The sequence below is a fragment of the Vogesella oryzae genome (assembly GCF_902829295.1).
In the GTDB taxonomy this organism is placed as follows: domain Bacteria; phylum Pseudomonadota; class Gammaproteobacteria; order Burkholderiales; family Chromobacteriaceae; genus Vogesella; species Vogesella oryzae.
On the sequence record NZ_CADEPL010000045.1, the window covers coordinates 1 to 5,419 of the forward strand.

At 53.7% G+C, this 5,419-nt stretch carries 6 protein-coding genes; 1 reads left to right on the top strand and 5 read right to left on the bottom strand.

What is annotated here, in order from left to right:
* The coding region (locus HU218_RS13385; protein WP_174874498.1) for an IS3 family transposase at positions 1–152 on the top strand (152 nt) is incomplete at its 5' end.
* Between the two features lie 112 nt (positions 153–264).
* On the opposite strand, the gene HU218_RS13390 is transcribed toward HU218_RS13385, so the two are convergent.
* The 5 genes from HU218_RS13390 to HU218_RS13410 form a co-directional block, all read right to left on the bottom strand.
* Positions 265–597 carry a hypothetical protein gene (locus HU218_RS13390; RefSeq protein ID WP_174875438.1) on the bottom strand — a complete coding sequence of 111 codons (333 nt, stop codon included), beginning with the start codon at positions 595–597 and terminating at the stop codon, positions 265–267.
* An 82-nt stretch (positions 598–679) separates the two neighbouring features.
* Positions 680–1,501, bottom strand: a complete 822-nt coding sequence (locus HU218_RS13395; protein ID WP_174875439.1) for a hypothetical protein — start codon at positions 1,499–1,501, stop codon at positions 680–682.
* Positions 1,502–1,955: 454 nt separating this feature from the next.
* On the bottom strand, positions 1,956–2,339 hold the full coding sequence (locus HU218_RS13400) for a hypothetical protein (protein WP_174875440.1): 384 nt from the start codon (positions 2,337–2,339) through the stop codon (positions 1,956–1,958).
* Positions 2,336–3,061 carry a hypothetical protein gene (locus HU218_RS13405; RefSeq protein ID WP_174875441.1) on the bottom strand — a complete coding sequence of 242 codons (726 nt, stop codon included), beginning with the start codon at positions 3,059–3,061 and terminating at the stop codon, positions 2,336–2,338. Before HU218_RS13405 ends, HU218_RS13400 begins: the two co-directional genes overlap by 4 nt.
* Positions 3,061–5,419 (bottom strand): type VI secretion system Vgr family protein (locus HU218_RS13410; RefSeq protein ID WP_174875442.1); only part of this gene is annotated, 2,359 nt, incomplete at its 5' end. The genes HU218_RS13410 and HU218_RS13405, both read right to left, overlap by 1 nt.

Below are 5,419 nucleotides of genomic sequence, written 5' to 3' on the forward strand. Positions count from 1 at the left end.
GAAAAACCTATCACGACCGGGAGGAAGCCCGACGAGACATCTTCGATTACATCGAGATGTTCTACAACCCGAAGCGCCGTCATGGTTCCGCAAACGGGCTATCGCCGGTAGAGTTTGAGAAGCAATACTTCCAACGGCTCAAGAGTGTCTAGAGAAGCCGGGGCGATTCACAAGAAAATAAGTGCGACTGCGATAAGCGTTGCTGTGAGCATGATTCAGGCGGCGAATAAGTTGATGCCATTTTTGTTAATCATTAAGAAGAACTCAGCCTGCCTTGCGGTACCAGGTGGTGGCGCCGTAGCTGGAACCGAGGAAGTCCGGCATCACTTCGCCCTGTGTAAAGGCTTGGCGGGCATCGGGTTTGGCCGGCGTCCACCAGGTACCGGTGTGCGGGCAAGGTTGGCCAGCTTCCACGCGGCAAGTGCGGGGTTGGCTTTTGGGGTAGTAGCCTTCTGGAGGTACGACGATGTAGCGCTCTGGAACGCGGCGGATCAGGGTCCAGGTTAGTAGAACGTCACGCTCTTCCTCCCAGTCGCCGTATTCGTCCTTGGTCAGTCCTTGCCTGACCCATACCCCTGTTACGTTTCCGTACTCCATATGGCTGTACGGGGGCAGGAACTGAGCGCAGGCGTTGTCAATATGGACTGCTCCGGCTCCTGCAGGCAATCCACTCCATTGATTATTTCAGCGCATTCGGGATCACCGGATTCCGCTGCCCTGCAGGCGGAGGGGGTAACGGAGGGTCTTTGTAGTCGGTATCAATCGCAATGCCCTGCGTGCGAAGTTTGGCTTCCTCGATATTGCGCTCGGCGCGATATGCCAGATTGCGTTTCACCCAAGTGTCCCGCCAGTGGTCCCGATCTTTTTCATCCACTTGCAGTCGCTCGGCTTCTTCTCTTGGTTGAAATGTCAGACTAATAAAATAGGCTCCGGGCTTGGCGGGATCCAGGTGGTTTATATCCCGGTCAACGGTGAGGGTTAAATAGGTATGATCAGCATAAAACTCCCAAGTCAAAGGTCTTGGTAGTGCCATCCATTGCTCAAAAGACAGCTGGTAATCTGGGTCGAGATTGCTTTGCTTGAATTGATTAAATGCAGCTTGGCCTTTTAGTCTGGGATCGGTTGCATACAAATTGTATCGCCACCCGGTTTTGCGCAGACTCTGGATCAAGTTCAGGACGTACTGATGGGCGACAGGGTGGGGGACGAAATCATCACGATTAACTTCTGCTGTGATTAATAAATCGGTAAAGCCAACCTTTCGATCTCGATCTTCTGTTGCCATGATGCTCATCGCGCTTGGAATAGATGTGATCAACGAGCCTGTTTTTACAACGGCAGTCACACTGCTGCCATGGCGGTTGGCATCAATGGTTAGAAAATTCAGGCCGGCATTTTTTCTGTTGGCATTAACCAAGCCTCCATATTGTTTTTCAAAGCTTTCACCAGATTGTCCAAACGCAATTTCTATTTTTGGTGGAAAAACGGGTTTCTGGCTCATGGCCCTAGCATCCTTGGTGAGGGAGAGGAGGGCGATTGCTGTCGCGGTAAGGCTTGCCGCAAGAATGAGCCACTTGGTCTTAATCTTTGCTGACATACCAGCCTGCCATAATTTTCAGTTCTGGCTCTATGAGTCCAACTAGTTTTGTATCAAGTTGTGGAGTTGTTGGAAAGCCTGCATGATCTAGTTCGTTTGGATTTTATGTTTCCAATACTGTCCTTGCCGGCGCTGCTAATTTAATTGCTGGGTCATCTTTCAAGCTAGCTGGTATGGGTAAACACCAGTTCCAGATCAGGTGAAAGTCAACTCATTCAGCCACGCTGGCACTATACTCACTGGCAACTTCTGGGTTTTCCTGCATTAGGGGCTGGGATATCCCATTTTTCATACTGGGCATTGCAAGGTTGGCATTGCTGAGTGGCTGTGTTAATGGCTTATATTGTGGTTTCGAATTTTAATTGAATGTAATTACTTCAATTCTGCCATTGTTTATTTTGAATTTTAAAAATTTACGATATATGGGGTACTTGCCACATTCGGTTATTGAAGATAGTTCGTATATTTTATTGTTTTCTGGGGTGAATTTCAGTAATTTTTCAAATTCCACATAAGTATTTTCTTTGAAGTATACGCCTTCTCCTGGTATTTTTGAGAATATGGCTTGAGAAATATCCTTGCCGCTTTCTGTTGTTATATATATAGATTCAAACTTGCAAGTTTTTTTGAATAAAATAACTTGCTTGCTATTTATAATTGCTATGTCAATTATTTTTTCTGGACTGCTTGTGGAGTATATAACAACAAGTATTGTTATTATTATTGCTACAATTTTTTTCATTCTAGATTCCACTGTTTTTTTAAGTCGCGATTTTTTGTGTTAAATTTTTCTATTTCAACGAAAAAATTTTGTAAAGTATTTTCGTAAAAAAACTGGCTTCTTATTCTTCTGTTTGAATGCTTTCCTACGTAGTTTTGGTGTCCCATTATTGAAGACATAAAGTAGTCTGCTAGAATTTCTGCTTGAGACTCCATGTTATATGAAAAAAAATCAGTTGGCGGAGTATCTTTGTATGTGTATGGATCAACGCTTCCAGCTAAATTTTCAATTGGTTCCCCTACTGCCTCTGGCAACGCCTGCCCAATACTTTCCAATAAATTTGCAACTCCTGTGGCCACAGATAGGACACTGCCGCATAGAACTACTGTGCCTCTGCTATAAGTTGACCTCCTTTGAAACTGCCATACATGGGCCATTTCATGCATAAAATGGTGAAGATAATTTTTCCTTTTTTCGTCAATTTTTGAAAAATCATCCATGTAATTCTCATTAGGCATATGTAGCTCTCCCCATGGTGTCATGGACACTTGATCTGACTGTATGCCTGGAATGAGCTTTCCTTTGTGTATTCTCACAAAACGATAGTCTATTGCATTGCCAAAAAGCTTCTTGCAAAGCTCTATTTCTCCTGATGATAGCTTCCTGCCATCATCCAAGGAAATTTTTTCCTGACTATCTTTGGTGGTATTGGTCGTGCCTGGTTTTTTTATGATTCCTGGCATTAGTAATTACCTCCGTCTAATTTGATAATCGTATTGGGTAGTATCTCAATACTATCGATGTCTTCTGCTTGCTTTGTGTAATGTCTGGTGGTCGAGCCAGTTTTGTCTAGCGTCCCATTAACTGTTTGGTTGTTGGCAAGCGTCATCTGATATTTGTAGCCTTGATGTAAGCTGAGCCCCTCAATACTGGTGATTTTGAATTGCTCGTCATGGATTTCCTTGGTTCCTGCAATTCTGGGGGCAGCAAAGCGCATACTGGCAGGCCCACTCAGCCCATGCTCCACCCCCTTCACGCTCACCGTGCCGGGGCAGTGGATGTCGATGTTGCCGCCGGACAGCTTGATGTAGCCGCCACCGCTGGTGAGCAGGATATCCTGCTTGGCGCTGATCACCACCTTGCCCTTGCAGGCGGTGATGGTGACGTCCTTATCCGCCGTCAGCTCCATGGCATCGCTCTGCGCCTGCAGCTGCACCTTGCCCTTGGCGGCGATCAGCTTCAGGCTCACCGCGTCCTTCACCCCGGCTACGAACAGGCTGATGTGCTGGCCGACGTTGTGTAGCCAGCGTCGACCCGAGGTCTGGTTGAGGTCGCGCTGGGCGACCTGGTCGATATTGCTGCCGGCGGCTAGGGTCAGGGAGTTGTCGCTGACGGCGGCCAACCCTGCCGGGGCGCTGAGGATCATGATGGGCTGCTGACCGGCCTGGGCTGATCCATTTCCCTGGGCCGCCGTTTTGCCGTCTTGGTCGGTATTGCTGCCGGCTTCCCATGCTTTCAGCGCCGCAACGTGGTGCTGCAGGTGGCCGTCGGTTTTGTTGCCGCCTTTGCCGTTGTCCGGCTTGATCTCGTCCGGCCCGGTTTCCAGCGTGTCGGCCAGTTGCGCCGTGGCGGTGTCGGCCAGGGATTGCGCCAGCGCCAGTGCGGCGTCGAGCTGACTTTGCGCGCCGTCGCGCGCCAGCTGTTTGCCGCCTGCGCCGTTTTGCGCTTCGGTCGTCAGCAGCAGGCCGTGGCCGGCGCGGATCGCGCCGTGGCGGTCGGTGCGCAGCTCGAAGCCGTCGCCGCGCGGCGTGGCTTTGCCATCGGCACGCGGGTGGGTGAGGTAGCCCTGATTGAGCTGGGTGCTGCCGTGTTCGCTGCTGAGTTTGGCTCTGACTTCGTTTGGCGTGTCGTCGAACAGCAGCTCGTTGTACTGCCCGCCGTGGTGTTCCTTGCTCTTGATGCCGGACAGCGTCTTGTTGCCCGGCAGCTTGCCGGCCCCGCTGAAGTTCGGCGTCGGGTGGCTGCCGTTGTACAGCACGCCGGTAATCACCGGGCGGTCGATATCGCCTTCGATGAAGTCGACCAGTACTTCCTGGCCGATGCGCGGGATGAACTGGTGACCCCAGGCGGCACCGGCGCTGGGCATCGCCACCCGCAGCCAGCAGCTGGAACGCTCGTCCAGATTCGCCCCGCTGTCCGGATGCTCTTCGGCGCGCTGCCAGTGAAACTGCACCTTGATGCGGCCGTTGGCATCGGTATGGACTTCTTCTCCCTCCGGCCCGACTACGGTGGCGGTCTGCGCGCCGCGGGCGGTGGGTTTGGCGTGGGCCGCGTCGGCATAGACCGGGGTGAGCGGGATGCCGCGGCGCTGGGCGTCGAACTCGCTGCGGAACGGCGCAGCGCTACTCTCGTCGCTGGCGGCCAACGTTGGCCGCAACGCCGCCGGCAGGCTGCGGCTCAGCTCGGCCGGCAGGTTGTTGCGCACCGCCAGTGTCTGGCGGGTGAGCACGAACTCGCGCTGCTCGGCGCCGTCGCCTTCGTGTGCCGGGTGGCCATCGAGACGGAACCATTGCCCGGCAGTGAGGCCGCGTACCACCCCGGCACCGGAGAAAGTCTTGGCCTGGGCATCGTGCGCCTGCTGCCGCAGCCGCGCGTAGTGGCCGAGCTGGTCGGCATCGCTGGCGTAGTAGGCGCCAGGGGCATCGTAGCTTTGCAGGCTGGACTGCAGCCGGGCGCCATCCTGGCCCTGGTCGATGGCGCTGTCGTCTGCACTGTGGCCGGTGGCCACCGGCTGGTAGTCGTAAGTCGCCAGCGCCACGCTGCCGCTGACCACCTGGCGGCGGCCCTCCCAGCGGGTGAGGCCATCCTCTTCCTCGGTGGCATCGCTGCGATGGAAGCGCACGCGTTCAACGTTGGCCGCAGGTAAGGCATACGGATCATCAAAGGCCAGCAGCTTGACCTGCGGCGTCTCGCCGTCGAGGTGCTCGTAGCGCCAGCTCAGCCCTTCCTCGCGCAGCAGGCGGGTGATGAAGGCGGAATCGGGTTCGCGGGGTTTCCAGCGGGAGATGTGCGGCGGCCGGGGGCGAGCCAGCGCCAAGGCC

What these genes read in the sequence shown, in the direction of transcription:
- HU218_RS13400 (WP_174875440.1), bottom strand. Translation starts at nt 2,339, where the DNA reads ATGAAAAAAATTGTAGCAATAATAATAACAATACTTGTTGTTATATAC.
- HU218_RS13405 (WP_174875441.1), bottom strand. Translation starts at nt 3,061, where the DNA reads ATGCCAGGAATCATAAAAAAACCAGGCACGACCAATACCACCAAAGAT.
- HU218_RS13395 (WP_174875439.1), bottom strand. Translation starts at nt 1,501, where the DNA reads ATGAGCCAGAAACCCGTTTTTCCACCAAAAATAGAAATTGCGTTTGGA.
- HU218_RS13390 (WP_174875438.1), bottom strand. Translation starts at nt 597, where the DNA reads ATGGAGTACGGAAACGTAACAGGGGTATGGGTCAGGCAAGGACTGACC.